Genomic DNA, 21,097 nt, shown 5'->3' on the forward strand with positions numbered 1-21,097 from the left:
TCATGGTCGGGGAATCGATGTTGTTCCGTTTTGATACCGGGCTGTCGAGCGATCGCGGCTGCATGCGCGATCATAATGAGGACAGCGCCCTCGCCCTTGAAAACGCAGGTATATGGGCGGTGGCTGACGGAATGGGCGGCCATGAGGCCGGCGATGTCGCCAGTCGGATCGTGGTCGAGGAATTGGGCTCGGTCGGGATGGCGGTATCCGCGCATGACCTTGGCGCCCGCGTGGCGCAACGGCTGGAACGGGCGCATCAGCGCATTCTGACCGAATCCGACCAGCGGGGCGGCACCACCATGGGCGCGACCGTCGCCGTCCTGTCGATTTTCGAGGAAGGCTGCGGCTGCACATGGGCGGGCGACAGCCGGATCTATCTGCTTCGCGCAAACCGGGTCAGGCGGCTGACCTCGGACCACAGCGAGGTTCAGGGGATGATCGACGCGGGCACGCTGACCGAGGATGAAGCCCGCCATTCCCCGCGCCGCAACGTGATCACCCGCGCGATCGGGATCACCGCCGTTGACGGGCCGGAAACGGTGACCGGCATGGTCGAGGCGGGGGATACTTTCCTGATCTGCTCGGACGGCCTGACCGAACATATCGACGATGCCGAGCTGCCGGGCCTGCTGAACGTGGGCGATGCGCAGGCCATGTCCGACCGGCTGATCGCGGTCACGCTGGATCGCGGCGCACGCGACAATGTGACGGCAGTGGTCGTGCGATGCCTGCCGCCGGCGGCCGATCCGGGCGGTCAGGCATGAGCGCTCCCGACCCAGACGGACGGCTGTCCCCGGGTGCGCCGGCCGATGCCGCGCCTTCGGATGAGGAACCCGACCAGCCCCGCGCGCCCGACCAGCCCGGACCGGGCAGACCCCATGCCGCAGCAGCGGATAAGGAAACCAACCAATCCGCCGCGCCCGGTCAGGCCAAGCCGGACACCGCAACCGGCGTCGATGCAGAGCGGACGCGCATAGCCACCCCTGCCGCCGGCGCGCCCGACGATGACCGCACCCGCATTTCGACCCCGCCGTCGCCCCATCCGTCGCTGCCGGGGCGGACCGCCGCCGAGGACCGGACCCGGATCCTCATCCCCGAGGCGGCGACGCCCGAAGACGCCCCGGTCGTCGCGCCGGGGACGCTGATCAACAACAACTACCGTATCCGCGAGCAGATCAGCGCCGGCGGCATGGGCGAGGTCTATCTGGCCGAGAACGTCTTTACGGGCGACCCGGTCGCGGTCAAGATCGCGCTGCCCGAGCTTGCCCGGGACGAGGCGATCGTGGCGCTGTTCCGGCGCGAGGCGCGGATTCTGGGTCAGCTTTCGGACGATGCCATCGTCCGCTATCACAATTTCGTCCTCGATCAGGGTCTTGGCCGCTATTGCCTGATCATGGAATATATCGACGGCATCGCGCTGTGGGATCGGGTTCAGACTTCGGGGCCGATGCCGGCGGCTGCGGCGGCGCGGATGATGCGGCGGCTGGCGGCGGGTCTGGCCAAGGCCCATGCGCGCGGCGTCACCCACCGCGACCTGTCCCCTGACAACGTGATGCTGCGTGGCGACGACGTGGATCATGCGGTGCTGATCGACTTCGGCATCGCCCGCTCGGCCGAGATGGGCGACGGGCTTCAGGGCCGCTTCGCGGGCAAGTTCAAATACGTGGCACCCGAACAGCTCGGCCACCACGGCGGTGAGATCGGGCCGGCCGCCGACATCTACGGGATGGCGCTGATGCTGGCCGCCGTTCTGCGCGGCGCGCCGCTCGAGATGGGCAGCACCACCGCCGAAGCCGCGGCGGTCAGGACGCGGATCCCCGATCTCAGCTCGATTCCGCCGGATCTGTTCCCGCTGCTTCAGCATATGCTGGAGCCTGCGCCGGCGGCGCGACCTGCGTCGATGGATGCGGTGGTGGCCATGCTGGACGACCCCACCCGCATCCCGGCCCGCTATCGCCTGCCCTTGTGGGTGGATCAAGAGGCGCCGGCGGCGACCCCGGACCAGCCCGGAACGCATAGCGGCACGACCGGTATCGTCGACAGTTCGGACAGCCCGTTCGGTCCGGTAACCGCGCCGCAGGTGATCCCGGAACCCGGCGCGGCGCCCCGCGTCCGCTGGCCGCTGTTCGCCGGGCTGGCCGCCGGCGTCGCGGCGCTGGCGGCGGCCGGGGCTTTTTTCGCGCTGCGCCCCGCACCGGCCCCGCCCGAGGACCCGGGCACCGTCACGCAGCAAGGGGCCGGGAACGATCTGGCGGCCAATCTGGACCGGGTGCTTGGTCCGCGCGATCCCGCCACCCGGGACGGATGGCTTGCCGCGCAAACGGTGCCCGCCTGCACCCATGTGTTCCGCGTGGCCTCGGGCGTCGACGCGGGGCGGATCGGGGTGCTGGCCGATGGCGCGCGCGACCTGCGGAATTTGCGCGGCGCCTATGACAAGGCGTTCAGCGCCAGTCCCGCGCTTGCCGATCAGCGCGTCCTTGCGGTGCAATGCCCGGCAGTCGATTTCGTCCGCGCATTGGCCGGGCGCACGGCGGCGCCCCCTGTCCTGAGCCTCGATTCCCAGAAACTGGTCGGCGACGGCACCGTGGTCGGGCGTCTTACCGACACCGGAGGCCGCGCGACATGGCTGTTTCTGGTCTCGTCCGAGGGGCAGGTGCACGATCTTTCGCCCCGGCTTCAGACGGCGGCCGACGGCTCGCAGACCTTCAGCTTCAACATGGCGCTGAAGCCCGGCAGCGGCGCCACGCCGCAGATGATCGTCGCGGTGGTGGCTGACCAGCCGTTGACCGCCCCCGCCACTGCCCCCGCCGGGGCCGAGGCCGCGACGCTGCTGCCCGCCGTGCTGGACGAGATCGCCGCCGGCAACGGCAAGGTCGCGGTCGATCAGGCCTATTTGCAAATGCTGCCCGCGCCGCCCTCAGTCGCGCCCCCGGCCGTGCCCCCAGCCGCCCCCGCAGGCGTGCCCTCCAGCACGCCCCCCGTCGCGCCTCCGGCCACCCCGGCGGACGTGCCAGCGGACACGGGGCCGAACCCACCCAGGACCCCCGATCCCGCGCCCTTGCCGCAGTAAGATCGAAACCGGCGGGTTGACCTTGCTTCGGCTTCGAAGCCATGTTCTTTCATGACCTTGCAACCACCGCCCGAGAACGATCCGATGGCTGACAAGACCGACCCCGATGTCCGCCCCGAGGAGGAACGGACCCGACCGCCCGTGCTGACGGTCCGGGCCGAATTTCCGTCGGATCTTTACCGGATTCTGCCCGAAATCAGCGAGTTGACCCAGCAGCGCCCGCGCCTGAACGAAAGCGGGCTGGAATATCTGCTGCGGCTGCGGTCAAGCACCACCCCGGAAGAGGCCGTCACCTTCACCGCGTTCGCGGCGCTGCCGGAACTGGCGGTGAACTGGGGCTATGAATGCCTGCGCGCCATGGCCGAGCATCTGAACCCGCAGGAACGCCCGCTGATGGAGATGATCGCATCGTGGTTAAGCCAGCCGAACACGGCGCTGCGCCACCGCATCGCGCGCGATGCGCTTTGGGCGACCTCGCGCGCGCCGTCGGTGTTTCTGGGGCTTGGCGTGGCGTGGTCGGGGGGATCGGTGGCGCCGAACGATCCGGTGGCGCCGCCGCCGTATCGCGCGCCGCGCGCCATCAACAGCGCTGTTCTGTCCTGCCTTGCCCGCAGTGACCTGAACCGGCGGCCGATCTATCTGGCCCGGTTCATCGACTTGGCCGAACCGCTGTTCCGGGCTTATTGAGGGACCACGCCCAGCCATGTCTCTGACGCTTCGGATCGAAAACTATCAGGTGCTGGACGATGCGAGCCCGGCCTATGTCGTGGTGCCGGACAGCGGGCTGCAGGCGGGGCGGGCGTCCGGCATGGGATGGGTGCTGCCCGACGCCAGCCGGCATATCTCGGGCCAGCATTTCGAGGTCTATCGCCAGGGTGAGCATTGGTACCTGCGCGATGTATCGACCAACGGCACCTTTCTGCAAGGACAGCGGCACCGGCTGGAGCATCCGCACCGGCTGAGCCATGGCGACAGGTTTCAGGTCGGCCAGTACATCATCATCGCCGATATGGGCGACGCCGGGCAGGGCGGGGCGCTGACGCCGGATTCGCTGCCGGCGCGGGCGGTGCGCATGCCGGACCACAGCAACGACGACCCCTGGGCGGTCGGCGGTGGCGGCTATGCGCCGATCGACCCGCTGCCGCCCAGCCCCTCGGCCCGCAGGCTGGATGATTTCCCCGATGATTTCATCGGCTCGCCCGGGCTTGCCGGCTCGGCCACGCCGTTTCCGGACGCGGGGATGGCCGTCGGCGGGGCGGCGCCGCAGGGTGGCCTTGGTCAATTGCCGCCGGCGCCGCCCTATGGCGCGCGGCTGGGCGGCGGCGCGGCGGCGCGGCCCGAACCCGCCCCGCCGCGCAATCCGCAACCCCCGGGCGCGGCGCAGCCCGCCCCCGCACCGGCCGCCCCCGATGTGGTCGCCGCCTTCTGTCGCGGCGCCGGTCTGCCGCCGGCGAATTACGCCAATGTCCCGGCAGAGCAACTGGCCGAGATGCTTGGCGCCTCGCTGCGTCATGTCGCGCGCGAGGTCATGCTGTCGCTGCAAGACCGCGCCACGGCCAAGCATTTCGCCCTGACCGTCGACCGGACCATGCTTGGGGCGAGTGATAACAACCCGTTGAAATTCCTGCCGGACCCGGATCAGGCGATCGAGGCGATGTTCCTGCGTCCGCGTGCGGGCTTTCAGGCCGGCCCCGCCGCCATGGACGAGGCGCTGAAGGATCTGCGCCTGCATCAGGTGGCGCTTTTCGCCGCCCTGCAACCGGCGCTGGCGAAGCTCTTGGGCGATCTGGCGCCCGAAAGCGTCGAGGCCGAGGCCGAAGGCGCGCGGATCGCCGGCAATCGCAAGGCCAAGGCGTGGGACATTTTCGTGACGCGGTGGGATGCCAAGACCGCGCCGCATGAAAACGGTATACTCGACGAATTCCTGGCGCATTTCTCGGAAGCCTATCGCCAGATGATCTTGAAATCGCGTGGCGACCGTGAGTAGGCCGCGCATCGTTCGTAATCGGTGGAAAGGTCGATCGCATGGCGCTTGAATGGCTGCTTGAGCCCGTATCCGGGGAACGCCCCTGCGGCCCCGACCTCGAGCGCGAGGATGTGCCGGAGTTCGTGGATTATTACTATGAGGCCGAGTCGCGCCTGCCGGAACGCTATTTCGTCCCCGCCGTTCAGGGCACCGATGGCGAGGGCAGTGAGGAGCAGGTGTTCGACCCGCGCTCGGTCAACCTGCGGCAGGAATGGGCCGAGATCGAGCCGCTTTTGCGCCAGTCCCGCGATCTGCGTCTGCTGACCCTGCTGGCCCGGTTTCAGATACTGGCCGGTCGGCTGGGCGATTTCGCCGATACGCTGGATGCGACCGCCGGCCTGATGCAGAAATGGCTGGTCGAGGTGCATCCGGTGATCACCCATTCGGCCACCGACCGGCGCAACGCGCTGGACGAGCTGGGAAACCAGACCACCGTGGTGATGCCGCTTTTGCACCTGCCGCTGACCAATGCCCGCGAGGTGACGTTACGTCGTTATCTGGCCGCGCAGAATGCCGTCTCGCGCCGGGCGACCGAACAGGACGCCGACACCGGGCAGCTTTTATCGGCGTTGCGGAATGGCGCGAATGACGCCGAGATCACCCGGCTGCACACCGACCTGAATCGCGTGGCAGGCGCGCTTGACCGCATCGTGAGACTGAGCGGCCAGCATCCGACCAACCCCTTCGCCCCCGAGGTCGGCGATACCGTGCGCGCCATCGCGGACATGCAGGCCCTGATCGCGCAGGCGCGCCCGGCACTGCGACCGTGGAACCGCGACGACGCGGAAGTCGCCGCGAACGCCGCAGAACGCGCCGAACAGCCGGCAGCACAGGCAGGTCCGACCCCGGCGCAGGGAGAAGGTTCCGGCATCCCGGCACCGGCTGTCCAACCCAGCGCGCCCGCTCCATCGGCGCGCGTGGCGGCGATCACGGATCGCGCGCAAGCCCGTGTAACGCTTGAAGAATGTGAACGGTGGCTGGTGCGGCACGACCCGTCCTCGCCGGTGATATTGCTGCTGACGCAGGCGCGGCTTCTGTTCGGTCGCCCGCTGACCGAGGCGCTGGAATCGCTGCTGCCCGCCGATGCACCGCGCGCGGTGATCTCATTCGCGTCAGAGACCGGGTTCAGCCTGAACATGGATCGGCTACGCAGTCTTTCGCAGGCGGCGCTGGGCGGCTTTGACGCCGAGACCGGGGCGGGTTCCGACCGGCCGCCCGAGCCGCCGACAATCGCCGGGCACCGGGATGTCGCCGAGCATCTGCGGGCGATCGAGGATTTCTATCGCCGCGCCGAACCGGCAAGCCCAATTCCAATCTTGCTGGCGCGCGGGCGGGAAATGATGGATAAAGGTTTCGACATGATCGTGACCGAATTAATTCCGCGGGCCGAGCCAAAGGCATAGTCTTGCGCACGGCCTAGACATAAGCCGCTTATGCATTGACTTGACCCGGAATTAAGGGTTTCGTTCTGGGCAAAATGGGGAACAAGTACGATGGCATCTGATAAATCGACCGATTACATCAAGCGCAACCGGCCGCCGCGTGTTCACATTTCGTACGAGGATCCGTACGACAGCGAGAAAATGGTCGAATTGCCTTTCGTCATGGGCGTGCTTTCGGATTTGTCCGGCAATGCCTCGACCGTCGAAAAGGCGCCGATGGAAGAGCGTGACTTTACCGATGTCACCTCGGCCACGCTCGACGGCTATCTGCAAAGCGTCCGCCCGGGACTGTCCTTCAACGTGCAGAACCGCATGGGGGGCGAGGATCGGCTGGGGGTTTCGCTTGAATTCACCTCTATGGACGATTTCGGACCGGCGCAGGTGGCCCGGCAGGTTCCGGCGCTGAAAAAACTTCTGGAAGCCCGGGAACATTTGGCTAACCTTCAACGGTACATGAATGCCAAGCCCAAGGCGCAAGCGAAAATTCAAGAACTTCTGAACGATCCTGAACTGATGGCCGCGCTGGCCGAGCGCGAGGCAGCCAAGTCCGCTTCGGACGAGAACGACGGGGAATAATATGGCGCAACAGCCGCTGAAACAGGCTACTTCGGCCGAGGCTCTGACCGAGCTTGACGAGTTTTCGGACATCCTTCGGCAGACCATAAAACCCAGGACCGAGGTCGCCGCGAAAGAGGTCGACAACGCCGTTGTCGCGCTGGTCCGCGAGGCGATGGACGATCAGACCCTGATCTCCGAGGATGTGATCGACACCATCGACGCGATGCTGGCCAAGATCGACCAGCGCCTGTCCGATCAGATGAATGAGATCATCCATAACGAGGAATTCCAGAAGCTGGAGGCCTCGTGGCGCGGGCTGGCCTATACGGTCAACAACGCTGAGACGGATTCCACCCTGCGCGTCAAGGTGATGAACGCCTCGAAGAAGGAATTGCAGCAGATGATGCGGCGCTATCCCGGCGCCAAATGGGACAAAAGCCCGCTGCATCAGCGCATCTATGAGGCCGAATTCGGCACGCTGGGCGGCAAGCCCTTCGGCGCGCTGATCGGGGATTATTATTTCAGCCAGGCGACCCCCGATGTGGCGCTGCTGCGCGATCTGGGCAAGATCGCCGCCGCCGCCCATGCGCCGTTCATCTCGGCCGCGGCGCCGGAACTGCTTGGCATGGACAGCTGGACCGAACTTGGCACGCCGCCCGACCTGTCCGAGATTTTCGACACGCCGGAATATGCCGCGTGGAACAGCCTGCGGGATTCGGAAAACAGCCGCTATATCGCGCTGACCCTGCCGCGGGTGCTCTCGCGCGAACCTTACGGCCAGAACTCGAACTCGGTGGTCGAGGAATTCAACTTCGAGGAAGAGACCGACGGCCATGCGGGCAACAAATACGCGTGGATGAACGCGGCCCATGCAATGGCGGCCAATATCAACCGCGCGCATAAGGATTACGGCTGGACGGTGCAGATCCGCGGTGTCCAGTCGGGCGGTGAGGTGCTGAACCTGCCGACCCACGCCTTCGATACCGGCGACGGCTCGAAGGATCTGAAATGCCCGACCGAGGTGTCGATCACCGACCGGCGCGAGGGCGAGCTTTCGAAAGCCGGGCTGATCGGTCTGGTCCATCGCAAGCATACCGACAAGGCCGCGTTCATCGGTGCACAGACCCTGTACCGGCCTAAAAAGTACGTGAACGATATGGCGACCGCGTCGGACAATATGTCGTCGCGGCTTCCCTATATCTTCGCGGTGTCACGCTTCAGTCACTATTTGAAGTGCATGGTGCGGGACAAGATTGGGCAGTCGCCCGATCGGTTGCAACTGCAAACGCAGTTGCAGACCTGGGTTAACAAGTATGTCGCGGGTAACCCCGAGACAGCCAGCGAGAAGGAAAAGGCGAAGAAGCCGTTGGCCGGTGCCAAGGTGGAAGTCGTCGAAGATGAAGAGAACCCGGGATACTATGTGGGGAAGTTCTTTCTGAAGCCCCATTTCCAGCTCGAGGGCATGGATATCGGTATGAGTCTGGTCTCCAAATTACCCAAGGCGAAGTAAACTGAAGGCGTCGAACAGGCTGCCGCATCACAAAAGGAGCTAACATATGGCTGTTGATATTTTTCTTAAGCTTTCCAACAACATCAAGGGTGAATCGCAAGACGACACCCACCGCGACGAAATCGACGTGCTGTCGTGGTCCTGGGGCCTGACCCAAAGCGGGACCACCCATGTCGGCAGCGGCGGTGGCGGCGGCAAGGTCAACGTGCAGGACATCATGCTGACCAAATACGTCGACCGTGCGACCAACGACCTGATCAAGCGTTGTACTTCGGGCGAGCATATCGAATCGGGCGAGCTGATCGTCCGCAAGTCGGGTGGTGCCGCGCCGGTCGAGTATCTGCGCATCAAGCTGAACAATATCATGATCACCAGCTATAACACCGGTGGCTCCAAGGACGGTCTGGACCGCGTTCAGGAAAACCTGTCGCTGAACTTCCGCAAGTTCGAAGTGGCCTATACCATGCAGGAAACCAGCGGCGCCGCCGGTGCTGAATCGCTGGCTGGCTGGGACATCGCCGAGAACAAGGATTGGTCGGCCTGAGCCATCCGCCAAGGCGTTGCAAAGAAGGCCGGCGCGCAATGCCGCCGGCCTTTTCCGTTAGCAGGTGTAATTTCCGGTACAGGGTCCGTGAATGACGCGCTCCCCACGGCAAATCCCGACCGAAGCCGATCGCCAGCCGCGACGGCAGATTTCCCTTTTCCATATTTTTCGCGACTCGGCGGAATCGGGCAAGTTCCGGCGCCCGGGCCAGGTGCCGGCGGGCGGTGATCGCGATGTGACGGCGATCAGCCGGCAGGCGCGCGAGGGCACGACCGAACTGGCGCTGCGGCATCATCTGACGCTGGACATCGCCAATCTGATGAACACGGTACGGCTGGACGCGGTGGTTTCGCTGGACGACGCGCCGTTCGTCCAGCGCTCGGTGGTCAATTTCGGCTTTCAGGACATGAGCAGCCTGTCGCGCTCGCATCAGACCTCCAGCCGGATCGCCGCCTCGATCCGCGAATCGCTGATCCGGCACGAGCCGCGCCTGATCGCCAGCACGATCGAGGTCCGCGTCCGTGACGGCGGCGAGGGCAGCGATCAGCGGCTGTCCTTTGACGTCAGCGCCGAAATGATGGCCAGCCCGGCCGACATACCGCTGGATTTCGTCGCCGAGGTCGATCTGGGCGCCGGCAAGATCCTGATGTCCCGGCTGCGGGTGCAGAAATGAAAAAGGCCTTTCGCGACATCTATAACCGCGAACTCGCGCTGCTTTATGAACGCTCGGCCGAATTCGCGGCCGAATATCCCGGCATCGCCGACCGGCTGGGCGGCCTTTTGCGGGAAAACACCGACCCCGCCGTCGCCGGTCTGCTGGAAGGCACGGCGTTTCTTGCCGCGCGCGTCCAGCTTAAAATGGACGAAGAGTTCCGGGCCTTCACCACCGAGCTTCTGGAACAGATCTTCCCCGAGGCCTTGGCTCCAATCCCAAGCGCGATGCTGGTGCAGGCGAGCTTTGACCCCGATCGCAGTGACATTCACGAAGGCATCCACTTCGCCCCCGGCGAGACGCTGGACGCGCGCTTTGTCGATGCCGAGCAGCGGGTTTCCTGCCGGTTCCGGCTTTCCTCGCCGCTGACGCTGTGGCCACTTTCCATATCCGAAATCGGCTATCTGCCGCGTCCCGGCGCGGTCGGGGCGCTGGGGCAGGACCCCGACGCGCGGACCCGCGCCGCCGTGGTGATCGGGCTGGACCGCATTGGCTCGGGGGCGCGGGCGACGGCGCTTGCCGACGTGCAGGCCGATGAACTGACCTTTTATCTGACCGCCGAAATGTCGCAGGCCATCGCGCTCTATGAGCAGATTTTCTGCGACCGGGTGCGGGTGTCGATCCGGCATCTGGACCAGAACGGCGACCCGGTTTTCCAGCGCCTCGATCCGGCCCAGATCGACCAGATCGGTTTCGCGCGGGATGAGTGGCTGTTTCCGGACGAACGCCGGCTGTTCGACGGCTTTTCGCTGCTGCGCGAGGCCTTCACCTTTCCCCGCAAGTTCCTCGGCTTCCGCCTGACCGGCCTGCGCCGGATGCTGGCCAATATTCCCACCCGGCAGGCCCAGATTGTGTTTGAGCTGTCGCAGGCCAATGACGCGCTGGCGACGCATCTGGACGCATCCGACATTCGCCTGCATTGCGCGACCGCGGTGAACCTGTTCGAGGAAAGCTCGAATCAGGTGCGGCTGGACCAGAAACGGCACGAATTCGTCGTGACCCCGGATTCGAGCCCCGTCACCCATTACGAGGTGCACCGCATCACCCAGGTATTCGCGCATTACGCCGGCAATACCAGCAAGGTCGAGGTCAAACCCCTGTACGCGCTGCCGGATTCGACCATCCCGTCGCGGCAGGCGTTGTATTACACCAGCCGCCAAAAACCGCGACGCCTGACCGAACAGGAACGGCGGTTCGGGCTGCGCCACCGCTATCGCGGGACCGAGACGTTCATTTCGATCTATGAGCCGCCGCTGGGTGAAAACGGCGAGCCGGCGCAACGGTTGCAGATCAAGACCCTGTGCTCCAACCGGCATCTGACCGAACATCTGCCGATTGCCGGGTCGCGCGATGATTTTCACCTGAACAACGATGTGACGGTCGCGCTGTCCTGCATCGCCGGGCCGACGCCGCCGCGCGAATCGATGACCGAGGTTGACCGCCGCGCCCCGCACAGGACGATGCAGGGCGATATTCATTGGCGGCTGCTCAGCTATCTGTCGCTGAACCATTTCGGTCTGGACGATCGGGCCGGCCGTGAGGGCGCGGCCAGCCTGCGCGAGCTTCTGTCGCTGTTCGCCGATCTGTCCGACACCATTACCGAAACCCAGATACAGGGGGTGACCGGGCTTCAGACCCGGCCGGTGGTGCGGTCCATACGGCGCGCCGACGGCTTTTTCCCGGCCCGCGGTCTCGAGGTGACGGTCACCTTCGACGAGACCGCCTTTGAAGGCAGCGGGATGATCCTTCTGGCGGCGGTTCTGGACAGGTTTCTGGCCGAATATGTCAGCATCAACAGCTTTACCCAGCTTGTCGCGGTCAGCGAGCAGCGGGGCGAGGTGATGCGCTTTCCGCCACGCACCGGATCGGGGTTCCTGCTGTGACCCTGCCGCCCGGCACTACCGACGGCCCCGGCCTTCTGGCGCTTTTGCGGCGGATGGAACGCGAGGCCGGGGGCCGCGCGCCGGTGGGGCGCAGCCAGCGCCTGCGTGACGAAATCGCGCATATCGGTCAGGATCCCTATCTGGCGTTCCCCGACGGTGATTTCAGCGACCGCCGCCAGCGGAAAGACGGCCGCCCCGATCTGCGCACCCAGTTTCTGGGCTTTTTCGGGCCGCAGGGCGCGCTGCCGCTGAACACCACCGAAGAGGTGCTGCGCTGGCTGGAGGCTGGCGACAATTCATTCGTCGCCTTCACCGATATATTCGCCACCCGGTTCCTGCAGTTGTTTTTCCGTGCGTGGTCCGATGCCCATGCGATCACCCAATTCGATCACCCGCAGGGCGACCGGTTTCAGAATTACGTCGCGACCGTCGCGGGCGTCGGCACGCCGGCGTTTCGCGAACACGACGGGCTGCCGGATGTGGCGCGGCTGCGCATGGTTTCGCTTTTCGGTGGCCGGGTGCGCAGTCCGGTCCGCCTGCGCCAGATGGTTTCGGTCCATCTGAACGCGGATGTCGATGTCGAGGAACATGTTCCAAGCTGGATGAACTTCGACGCCGCCGATCTGGGGGCCTTGGGTCAGCGCGGCAGCACATTGGGGCATGACACCTATCTGGGCGCCCGGGTCCGGTCGGTCAACGAACGCATCCGCCTGCACGTGCGGGCGCGCGATCTGGCCGATTACCGCCAATACCTGCCTGGCCAGCCCGGCTATCGCCGCATGGCCGAGATCGTTTTCTGGTATCTCGGCAAAACCATCGAGGTCGAGGTCACGCTGTCGCTGCCCGCCGACGAGGTCGCCCCGGCGCGGCTTGGCGAAAGCGCGGAACTGGGCTGGATGGCCGCGCTCCGCCCCTCGGACCCGCCGGCGCCCGGCAATTACGTCGTGGCCGCCAGCTTTGATCTAGACCCCGAATACGCCGCTGCCTGATGCAGGAGACCGCATGACCGAGATCACTATCGAAAAATTCGCCGGCAAGATGAACCGCGCCGGCTATGACGCCTTTTTGCAGGCGATGCGCTATGCGCGGGGCGAAGGGAACCGCAACGTCGAGATCGTGCATTGGCTGTTTCACGCGGTTTCCAATCAGGATTGCGACATCTCGGTCACGCTGCGGGCGATGGGGCTGGATCGGGGGCGGGTGCTGAAGGATCTCGACCGCGCAATGGCCGGGCTGCGCAAGGGTGTCACCGAAACCCCCGGCATCGCCGACACGCTGGCGGACACGCTGAACCACGCTTGGACCTATGCGACGCTGTTCTTTGGCGAAACTCAGATCCGCACCGGGCATGTGCTGCTGGCGCTGCTGAACGATGGCCATCTGCGGCGCGAGGTGCTGACCGCCTCGCCGGTTTTCGCCGAGGTGTCGGCCGACCGGCTGGGCAGCGAAAGCGCGCAGCTTTGGACCGAGTCGGAAGAAGAGAACATGCGCCCGATGGACGGCTCGGGTCTGGTCGGGGCGGGCACGCCGGGCGCGGCCGCGGGCGGCGAGGGCGCCAAGACCGCGCTTGGCCGTTTTTCGGTCGACATGACGGCGGATGCGGAATCGGGCAAGATGGACCCGATCGTCGGCCGGGATGAGGAAATCCGCCAGATCATCGACATTCTGATGCGCCGCCGCCAGAACAACCCGATCCTGACCGGCGAGGCGGGGGTCGGCAAAACCGCCGTGGTCGAGGGTTTCGCCCAGCGGCTGGCGGCGGGCGAGGTGCCCCCGGCGCTGCAAGGCATGCGGCTTTATATGCTGGATGTCGGCGCCATGCAGGCCGGTGCCAGCATGAAGGGCGAGTTTGAACAGCGCCTGCGTTCGGTCATCGAAGAGGTGCAGGCCAGCCCGACCCCGATCATCCTGTTCATAGATGAGGCCCATACCCTGATCGGCGCGGGTGGCGCGCAGGGCACGGGCGACGCCGCGAACCTGCTTAAACCGGCACTGGCGCGGGGCACGCTGCGCACCATCGCGGCAACGACCTGGGCCGAGTATCGCAACCATATCGAAAAAGACCCCGCCCTGACCCGGCGCTTTCAGCCGATTCAGGTGAATGAACCGGGGATCGAACAGTGCTGTTATATGCTGCGCGGCGTCCTTGGCCCGATGGAGGCGCATCACAAGGTCCGCATCTCGGACGAGGCGATCGTGGCGGCGGTGGCGCTTTCGGCGCGCTATATCCCGGCGCGGCAATTGCCGGACAAGGCGGTCAGCCTGCTGGACACGGCCTGCGCGCGGGTCGCGATTTCGCAGGCCACCACGCCCGCCCGCATCGCCGATATGCGCGACGGCATCAACGCGCTGGAAATCGAGATCGCCGCCAAGCAGGCACAGCGCGATCTGGGCGAGGTGAACGAGGATCGGTTGGCCGAGGCCGAGACGGAACTGGCCAGCCTGCGCGAACGCTTGGCCGCGGCCGAAGGCATGTATGAAGGCGAGAAGCAGGTCGTGGACCAGATCCTTGATCTGCGGGCAAAGCTCGCCGCCGCCGAGGGCGAGGATTTCGACCCCGACGCCGCCCGCACCGAAATGGCCGAGCGTATGGCCAAGCTGGACGAAACCAACCCCGATGACCGCATGGTCTATGCCCATGTCGATGAGCAAGCCGTGGCCTCGGTCATCAGCGACTGGACCGGCATCCCGGCGGGCCGCATGGTCGCCGATGAATTGCAGTCGATTTTGGCGCTGGCCGATCATCTCAAGGAACGGGTGATCGGTCAGGATCACGGGTTGCAGATGATCGCCAAGCGGGTCGAGACCAGCCGTGCCGGCCTTGGCAACCCGCAAAAGCCGATCGGGGTGTTCATGCTTTGCGGGCCCTCGGGCGTCGGCAAGACCGAAACCGCGCTGGCGCTGGCCGAAAGCCTTTATGGCGGTGAACAGAACGTCATCACCATCAACATGTCGGAATTCCAAGAGGCGCATTCGGTCAGCCTGCTGAAAGGCGCCCCCCCCGGCTATGTCGGCTATGGCGAGGGTGGCCGCCTGACCGAGGCGGTGCGCCGCAAACCCTATTCGGTGGTGCTGCTGGATGAGATCGAAAAGGCCCACCCGGACGTGCACGAGCTGTTCTTTCAGGTCTTCGACAAGGGCGTGATGGAGGACGGCAACGGCCGCGCCATCAACTTTCGCAACACGCTGATCCTGCTGACCTCGAATGTCGGGACCGAGGTGATCATGAAGATGGCCGAGGGCGGCGAGACGACGCCGGATGTCGACACCGTCGAGGCGCGGCTGAAACCCGATCTGCTGAAGGTGTTTCCGCCGGCGCTGCTGGGGCGGCTGGTGGTCATCCCCTATTTCCCGCTTGGTGCCGAGGTGCTGGCCGGTATCGCCAAGCTGAAACTGGGCGCGGTGGTCAGGCGGATGAAGGATTCGCATGGCGCGCGGCTGGGCTGGGACGACGATGTGATCGCCCATATCGTCGCGCAATGCCGCGACCCCGACAGCGGCGGCCGGATGATCGACAACATCATCACCAACTCGATCCTGCCCGACCTGTCGCGTCAGGTGCTGGGCCGGATGGTCGAGGGCACGCCTATGTCGGATGTCACCATCGGCCTGAAGGACGGGCGCTTCGACTATCGCTTTGCCTGAGCGGGCGGGCCTCAGCGCAGCGTAAAGACGGCCGCGCCGGCCGGTGTACCCGGCGCGGCGTCGGCTTCCAGCGCGGCGAAGAATTCCGCGGCGGTGCGCCCGGCCTGCGTTTCGACCGCGGCCGGAACGGCGGGCGTCGCCAGCGCCAGCAGCAGGATACCGGTGTCGCGCGCCGCGCCGCTGCGGGTGACCTTGGCGTCAAAGCGCGTGGCGCCCTCGGCATCAAGCATGAACCGGCGCGCGTCCTGCACCACGCCGTCGTCGTCGATCATCAGCAATGTGACCGTCTGTCCGGTATCACCGCCGTCGATCCGCCCCTGCACGTGATCGCCGCTGGCCAGTTCGCGGCTTGCGAGCGTGACGACGAGTCCCGTCGCCGGATAGCGCGGGCTGGCGCGCAGCCATGTGATCGCCGGGCACTGGCGGCGATCCAGCAGAACCGGGGTCGGCGTCATCGGCGTGGTCGTCTTGGCGGTGATCGTGTCGATAAAGCCCGAGATGCTGCGATCATCGGCCGCCATCACGGTCAGCGCCAGATTGCCGTCCGGTTGCTGGCGCGGCACCGCCAGCAGGCAGGCATCGCCAAGGTTTTCGCGAATGCCGCTTACCAGATCGCTGATCGGGCCGCCGTCCGGCGGGGCGGAAATATCCGGCACCGCGCCCCTGTCCGCATCCGGCGGAAGGGCGGCGATGACGGTCTGATCGGCCGGAACGGGGCCCAGCGTCTGCGGCGCGGCGGCCGAGGTCAGCGCGCCGGGCTGTTGCGGTTGCAGAACCGGCGTCTCGGACGGAAGGTTGACCGGGGCCAGCATTTCATCCTGCGGCGCCGGGGCAATTCCGGTCTCGGTCGGGTTCTGCGCCCCGGGCGGGGCGGGTGTCACGGGGGTCAGTGTCGCGACCTCGACCGCTTCCGGCGCGACGACCTCGGGCCCGGGCAGCTCGGCATCGGGCCCGATGGGGATGATCTGGATCTCTGGCACGTCGGGGACCGGCGGCGGTGCGGCGCGCGGCAATTTCCAGTCGACCAGCGTCGAGGCCGCCGCCGCATGCACCATCAGTGACAAGGCCAGCGCCTGCAACCAATGCCGCCGCCCCCCATAGGCGCGTTCGCCGATCACGTTCCGCCATCCCGAAAGCGCAATGTCACCACGCGCAGGTCGCGGCCGGCAAGCTCGGGCCGGTTCAGCACGTCGACCAGCATTTCCGCCGGCGCGTCGCGGTTCATCAGGATGTTCAGCGTCACCGGCTGCGGCAGGGCGTCCAGCGCGACACCCAGCAGATCCGGCGAAATCGGCTGGCCGTCCAGCAGCCAATCGCCTTCGGTGCTGACCAGCAGAAGCGGCTTGGGCAGCTTGTCCAGCGGCAGTTCCGAGGTCTGGGACAGCTCGACCTTTCCCAACTCGATCGGCTGGGTCTGGCCTGTCACCAGAAAGAAGAAGATCAGCAGCAGCACAATGTTGACGATGGCCAGCGACACGTCGATGTGGATGCGCGGGCGGGGCGGGGGCAGCGAAATCGTCATTGCATCACCGCGCTGGTCACCTGCACCGCCGTGACGTCATGCGCCGCCAATGCCTCGAGCACGCGGACCAGTCCCTGAACCGAAGCGCCCTGTTGCGTCACCAGAAGCACCTTGGGCGTACCGGAATCCCGCATCGCCCGGGCCAGATCGCCAAGCCGGTCGAACTCGAAACGCTGGCCGCCCGAAACGATGCCGTCCGCACGCAGCGACCAGATCGCGGTCTGATCGGCCCGCGTCGCATTGCCCGCCGGCGGCGCGTTGGCCTGTCCGGGCTGCAGGGCGCCGTCGCGGCTGCCCATGATGCCACCGCCCCGGATGTTCAACAGCGAATAGGTGCTGGTGTTGGCCGAAAGCATGAAGAACACCAGAAGCTGGAACATCGCATCGGCTAGCGCGGTCAGCGAAAACCCATAGCGCCGGGTCGACCGTGGCAGCTCCAACCGCTGATGCGCCGCGCCGGCCATATGCCTTATCGCAGCGGCTGCGGCGCGGCGACCCGGCCATGGATCGCGGTCGAGATGACCATCTCCATCGACTGGCGTTCGCTTTCGATCCGCGATTCCAGCCAGTTGGCGACGAAATAGGTCAAAAGCGCGATGGCAAGCCCCAGCGCGGTCGTGGTCAGCGCGGTCCAGATCCCCGAGGCCAGAAGCTGCGGATCCGCCCCCTGATCCGAGGCGGACAAGGCGCCGAACGCGTCGATCATCCCGATCACCGTCCCGAGAAGGCCAAGCATCGGCGCGGACTGAACCACCGCCTCTAGCAGACGCATGCGCGAGGACATGGCGGAAAGCTCGATCAGCGCGATCTGGTGGCCAAGCTCTTCGCCATATTCCGGGTCGGTCGGGCGTGCGCGCAGCCCCGACATGACCGCACGCAGCACCCGGTCCAGCACTGAAGCGTTCGTTCCGGCCTTGCGCAGCGCCTCGTCCGGGCGGCCGCCCAGCCAATCGTCCAGCACCACCTGAGCGGCGCGATAGCGCCCTACGCCCATGCGGCGGAACTGCATGATCTTGAAGACGGCGACGGTCACCGCGACGATGGACAATATCCCCAGCGCGATGAAAACCAGAATGTTCGCAACGCCAAGGCCGCCGGGGATCAGGGGAAATTCAGGCATTCGCAGGACCGTTACAGACCAAAGTCGATGGAGGTGCGGGTTGAGGCGCTGAGGCCGTTCAGGCAGGCCGAGGGATCGTTGCCGCCATCGGTCGTTTCACATTTGGCCACGTCATTGACCACAATTCTGGAAATATCGTCACAGCGCCGCCCCGGCAGATCGAAAACCGCGATCTTGGTCTTGCCGATGGGCAGCGCCCCGAAATCAAGCGCAAGGATCGAGCGGACGATCCCCTGCGCGTCAAAGACGGCCACCTGCCATGCGGTCGCGGCCGTGGCGACGGCGCTGCCGTTCCGGGCGACCAGCGTCAGGCGGCAACTGCCCGCGTCGGTCTGCGCGGCGCTGTTCAGCTCCAGCGACATGGATTGCGCCGCGGCGGGGGTTGTCGCGTTATCGGCGGTCTGCGCCACGGCGGCGCCCGATATCGCCAGCGCGGCCACGAAGCAAAGCGAGACAGCGAATTTCGTCATGCGGGCGGGCGGCTCCGTTCCGGTTGGTCATGCGACAGTGAAAGCAGGCCGGGCCCGGCGTTGCAATCAAAGAAAGCGTGCGGATCAGCGATATACCCCGGTGTACCACGTCTGGGAAAGGGGCGAGGTCGCCGCGGGCGCCATTTCGGCGCGGGCCTGCCATGTCGGACGCGGCAGCGGCGCCGATGGCTGCCGTGACGATTTCGCGGCGGCTGACCTGCGCGGCCCCGCAGGGGTCGCCTTGGCGGGGGCGGCGGTCACCGGTGCCGAAAACAGCGCGACCGCCGCGCTATTCTCGCCCGGCAGCGTATCCAGAACCTCGGGATCAAGCGCGATCGCGCTATCAGGCATCGCGGGCACCGGCAACGGCAGGATGATCGGCTTAGAGATCGGCGCGGGCGTGACGTTGACGATATATTGATGGGCGCCGATCAATGCGAATGCACTTCCGGCCGAGCAACTCGCGATTACGGCCATCACGATCAAAGCGCGCATACCACTCACCACCTATTGTAATATCCCCAAGGTAACAGATAACGGACGGGCGACCAAAGGGAATTCGGCGGAAATGCGGATGAGAAAGGCAGTTCTGGCGATGGTTGTGGCATCCGTGCCGGCGGTATTCGCGGCTATGGCGATGGCGCAGGCCGGCGACGACGCCCCGGGCTTCCGGGTCTGCAACCAGTCCTTCGACGTGCTCAATCTTGCGGTCGGGCAGCCCAGCGAAAGCGGGTTCAGCACGCGGGGCTGGTGGCGGATCGCACCCAATCAATGTGCGACCCTGATCCGTGAGCCGCTTACCGCGCGTTATCTTTATGCTTTCGCGACTGATGTTTTCGGCAAGGCGGTGCTGGCCGGCGCCGTGCAGATGTGTGTCGAGCCGCGCCGCTTTGTCATAGATGGCGCCGCGGATTGTCTGGTGCGCGGCTATCTGGACGCCCGCTTTATCGAAATCGACACCGGGCGCGCCAAGGGTTGGACCCTGTTCGTGGCGGCGCGGCCCGAGTAGGGGCGGCCCGAACAGGCGTGACCCGAATAGGCGCGACGCGACCGGGCAGAGGACTCGCCGCCTCGAAGTGACTTTGATAGGATTGATTGGCTTAACGGCGGAAGCTTGATGACCGGTACTTATGGTTTCCTGACAATGGCGACACTCGCGGTTCTGATCGCGGGGCAATGCCTTGCGGCGCCGCGTCAGGCAACGGTCGTGGCCAATGCCGGCGGCGGTACGATCCAAAAGCCCGCGCGTGACGCCGCGCGCCTTTCGCAAGAGCTTTTGGGATTGGGTTTCGACGTCCGCCGCCTGACCGAGACCTCGGCGGCAGAGGCGCCATCAGGTCCCCCCGCGCAGGTGGCGGTGCTGTATTTCGCCGGCCAGACGCAGGTGCAAGAGGGGCGGACGATGCTTCTGGGCCCGGCGGGTCCGATCGACGTTGCCGATGCGGCCATGGCGCTGCGCGACCATGGTGCGGCGCAGGTGGTTGCGATCGTTGATGGCTGTGCGGCGGGTGCCGGCGGGGAAACCGCGCCCTTGACCGGCGATCCCGCCGTGCTGATGGCGATGTCGCCGGCGCCGGGCAAAAGCTGTAGCGACCCCGAGGCGGCCGGTTTCGGCGATCGGGTGATCGGCGCGTTCCGGGCACCGGGCCAGCCGTTGGCCGCTGCGCTGCGCCGCGCCGGAATCGCGGGCTTCGGTGGCGAAAAGGTCGATTTCGTGCCACGGCCCGGCGGCGGCGGCGCGGGGGCCGCGGGGGATATGGATCAGCCGATCGTGGTCGGCGCGGCGATATTGCCGCTGTCGGTCTCGACCGAGAGCATGCTCATCGGGCGCGTGTCGCCCCCCGCCGCCAATCCGGCCACGCCAGTTCCACCACCTCCGCCGCCGCCCCCGCCCCCGCCGGGGAACGCCGCGACCGGCGATGCGCAGGTGATCCCGGCCGGCGCGCCCGCAAGCCTTGCGGCGCTTCCGACCCGTCCGGGTTTCCCGCCGCCCTCGGTCATTCTGGGCGAGACCGAGACACCGCCCGCACCCGAAGAATTCGCGGCGCTGCCCTCGGTCACGCCGCTTGGCGTGCCGGTCGCCGAACGCCGCCGCATCCGGGCCGAGGATCCGGCCCGTTTCACCAATCTGTTGTCGGCGGGCGCTTTCGATCCGGCGGCCGATCGTCTGGCCGAGGCCGTGCAGACCGAGCTTGCGCGCATGGAATGCTATGACACCCAGGTGGACGGGATCTGGGGCAACGGTTCCCGGCGTGCGGTGACGCGGTATTATGCCGCATCGGGCGTGGCGAGCGTCGGAACCGAGCCGACGACGCAGCTTTTCCGCGCCCTGATCACCCGGGACGACGTGATCTGCCCGCCCCAGCCCGCGGTTCAGCGCAACCCACCCGCCGCGACCACGCCGCGAAGCCAGCCGCAGACGAGCCGCCGCACCCCCGCCGCAACGCCCCGGCAGCAGCCCGCTGCGACGCGCCAACCGCCGCGCCAACAGCCCGCGCAACGCCAACCCAGCCAGCCGACCCAGCCCGCGCCCCCGCGCAGCACCGGCGGCGGCCTGACCGGCAGCGGCTTGGGCGCCGGCGTGTTCCGGTGATC

Annotated in this window: 20 protein-coding genes; 14 read left to right on the forward strand and 6 right to left on the reverse strand. The window is 66.4% G+C overall.

Annotation, left to right across the window (positions count from 1 at the left end; translation table 11 throughout):
* Positions 1-2: 2 nt before the first annotated feature.
* The 12 genes from ACFSCT_RS09000 (at position 3) to tssH (ending at position 15,390) form a co-directional block, all read left to right on the forward strand.
* A complete protein-coding gene (locus ACFSCT_RS09000; protein WP_379142048.1) occupies positions 3-764 on the forward strand; it encodes a PP2C family protein-serine/threonine phosphatase in 762 nt (253 codons plus the stop codon).
* On the forward strand, positions 761-3,070 hold the full coding sequence (locus tag ACFSCT_RS09005) for a serine/threonine-protein kinase (RefSeq protein WP_379142050.1): 2,310 nt from the start codon (positions 761-763) through the stop codon (positions 3,068-3,070). The genes ACFSCT_RS09000 and ACFSCT_RS09005 overlap by 4 nt, the downstream gene beginning before the upstream one ends.
* 84 nt (positions 3,071-3,154) lie before the next feature.
* On the forward strand, positions 3,155-3,757 hold the full coding sequence (locus ACFSCT_RS09010; RefSeq protein ID WP_379142052.1) for a DUF6931 family protein: 603 nt from the start codon (positions 3,155-3,157) through the stop codon (positions 3,755-3,757).
* A gap of 16 nt (positions 3,758-3,773) precedes the next feature.
* Complete coding sequence (gene tagH / locus ACFSCT_RS09015) at positions 3,774-5,057, forward strand: type VI secretion system-associated FHA domain protein TagH (RefSeq protein ID WP_379142053.1); 1,284 nt, start codon at positions 3,774-3,776, stop codon at positions 5,055-5,057.
* Between the two features lie 38 nt (positions 5,058-5,095).
* The gene (locus ACFSCT_RS09020; RefSeq protein ID WP_379142055.1) at positions 5,096-6,499 is read left to right on the forward strand and encodes a type VI secretion system protein TssA; all 1,404 of its coding nucleotides are present in this window, start codon (positions 5,096-5,098) and stop codon (positions 6,497-6,499) included.
* 90 nt (positions 6,500-6,589) lie between these two features.
* Positions 6,590-7,114, forward strand: coding sequence for a type VI secretion system contractile sheath small subunit (gene tssB / locus ACFSCT_RS09025; protein ID WP_379142057.1), 525 nt, complete (start codon positions 6,590-6,592; stop codon positions 7,112-7,114).
* A 1-nt stretch (position 7,115) separates the two neighbouring features.
* Positions 7,116-8,606: a type VI secretion system contractile sheath large subunit gene (tssC, locus tag ACFSCT_RS09030; RefSeq protein ID WP_379142059.1), complete on the forward strand. Its 1,491-nt coding sequence runs from the start codon at positions 7,116-7,118 to the stop codon at positions 8,604-8,606.
* 46 nt (positions 8,607-8,652) lie between these two features.
* Positions 8,653-9,150, forward strand: coding sequence for an Hcp family type VI secretion system effector (locus tag ACFSCT_RS09035; RefSeq protein ID WP_379142060.1), 498 nt, complete (start codon positions 8,653-8,655; stop codon positions 9,148-9,150).
* 91 nt (positions 9,151-9,241) lie between these two features.
* Entirely contained in the window at positions 9,242-9,823 is a 582-nt protein-coding gene (tssE, locus tag ACFSCT_RS09040) for a type VI secretion system baseplate subunit TssE (protein WP_379142063.1), read from the forward strand.
* A complete protein-coding gene (gene tssF / locus ACFSCT_RS09045; RefSeq protein ID WP_379142066.1) occupies positions 9,820-11,745 on the forward strand; it encodes a type VI secretion system baseplate subunit TssF in 1,926 nt (641 codons plus the stop codon). The genes tssE and tssF overlap by 4 nt, the downstream gene beginning before the upstream one ends.
* Positions 11,742-12,734 carry a type VI secretion system baseplate subunit TssG gene (tssG, locus tag ACFSCT_RS09050; protein WP_379142068.1) on the forward strand — a complete coding sequence of 331 codons (993 nt, stop codon included), beginning with the start codon at positions 11,742-11,744 and terminating at the stop codon, positions 12,732-12,734. Before tssF ends, tssG begins: the two co-directional genes overlap by 4 nt.
* 13 nt (positions 12,735-12,747) lie before the next feature.
* Entirely contained in the window at positions 12,748-15,390 is a 2,643-nt protein-coding gene (gene tssH / locus ACFSCT_RS09055) for a type VI secretion system ATPase TssH (RefSeq protein WP_379142069.1), read from the forward strand.
* An 11-nt stretch (positions 15,391-15,401) separates the two neighbouring features.
* On the opposite strand, the gene ACFSCT_RS09060 is transcribed toward tssH, so the two are convergent.
* The 6 genes from ACFSCT_RS09060 to ACFSCT_RS09085 form a co-directional block, all read right to left on the reverse strand.
* A complete protein-coding gene (locus ACFSCT_RS09060; RefSeq protein ID WP_379142071.1) occupies positions 15,402-16,508 on the reverse strand; it encodes a hypothetical protein in 1,107 nt (368 codons plus the stop codon).
* Complete coding sequence (locus ACFSCT_RS09065; RefSeq protein WP_379142073.1) at positions 16,505-16,912, reverse strand: ExbD/TolR family protein; 408 nt, start codon at positions 16,910-16,912, stop codon at positions 16,505-16,507. Before ACFSCT_RS09065 ends, ACFSCT_RS09060 begins: the two co-directional genes overlap by 4 nt.
* Positions 16,909-17,376 carry an ExbD/TolR family protein gene (locus ACFSCT_RS09070; protein ID WP_379142074.1) on the reverse strand — a complete coding sequence of 156 codons (468 nt, stop codon included), beginning with the start codon at positions 17,374-17,376 and terminating at the stop codon, positions 16,909-16,911. The genes ACFSCT_RS09065 and ACFSCT_RS09070 overlap by 4 nt, the downstream gene beginning before the upstream one ends.
* A 5-nt stretch (positions 17,377-17,381) precedes the next feature.
* Positions 17,382-18,032 (reverse strand): MotA/TolQ/ExbB proton channel family protein, encoded by a 651-nt coding sequence (locus ACFSCT_RS09075; RefSeq protein WP_379142076.1) that lies wholly within the window; start codon positions 18,030-18,032, stop codon positions 17,382-17,384.
* A gap of 11 nt (positions 18,033-18,043) precedes the next feature.
* On the reverse strand, positions 18,044-18,502 hold the full coding sequence (locus ACFSCT_RS09080) for a hypothetical protein (protein ID WP_379142078.1): 459 nt from the start codon (positions 18,500-18,502) through the stop codon (positions 18,044-18,046).
* Between the two features lie 84 nt (positions 18,503-18,586).
* Positions 18,587-18,997 carry a hypothetical protein gene (locus ACFSCT_RS09085; RefSeq protein ID WP_379142079.1) on the reverse strand — a complete coding sequence of 137 codons (411 nt, stop codon included), beginning with the start codon at positions 18,995-18,997 and terminating at the stop codon, positions 18,587-18,589.
* Between the two features lie 79 nt (positions 18,998-19,076).
* Here ACFSCT_RS09085 and ACFSCT_RS09090 point away from each other — a divergent pair, with 79 nt between their 5' ends.
* Both ACFSCT_RS09090 and ACFSCT_RS09095 read left to right on the forward strand, forming a co-directional pair.
* Positions 19,077-19,511, forward strand: coding sequence for a DUF1036 domain-containing protein (locus tag ACFSCT_RS09090; protein WP_379142080.1), 435 nt, complete (start codon positions 19,077-19,079; stop codon positions 19,509-19,511).
* A 108-nt stretch (positions 19,512-19,619) separates the two neighbouring features.
* The gene (locus ACFSCT_RS09095; RefSeq protein ID WP_379142082.1) at positions 19,620-21,095 is read left to right on the forward strand and encodes a hypothetical protein; all 1,476 of its coding nucleotides are present in this window, start codon (positions 19,620-19,622) and stop codon (positions 21,093-21,095) included.
* Positions 21,096-21,097: the final 2 nt, after the last annotated feature.

This window comes from Paracoccus pacificus, assembly GCF_042680785.1.
In the GTDB taxonomy this organism is placed as follows: domain Bacteria; phylum Pseudomonadota; class Alphaproteobacteria; order Rhodobacterales; family Rhodobacteraceae; genus Paracoccus; species Paracoccus pacificus.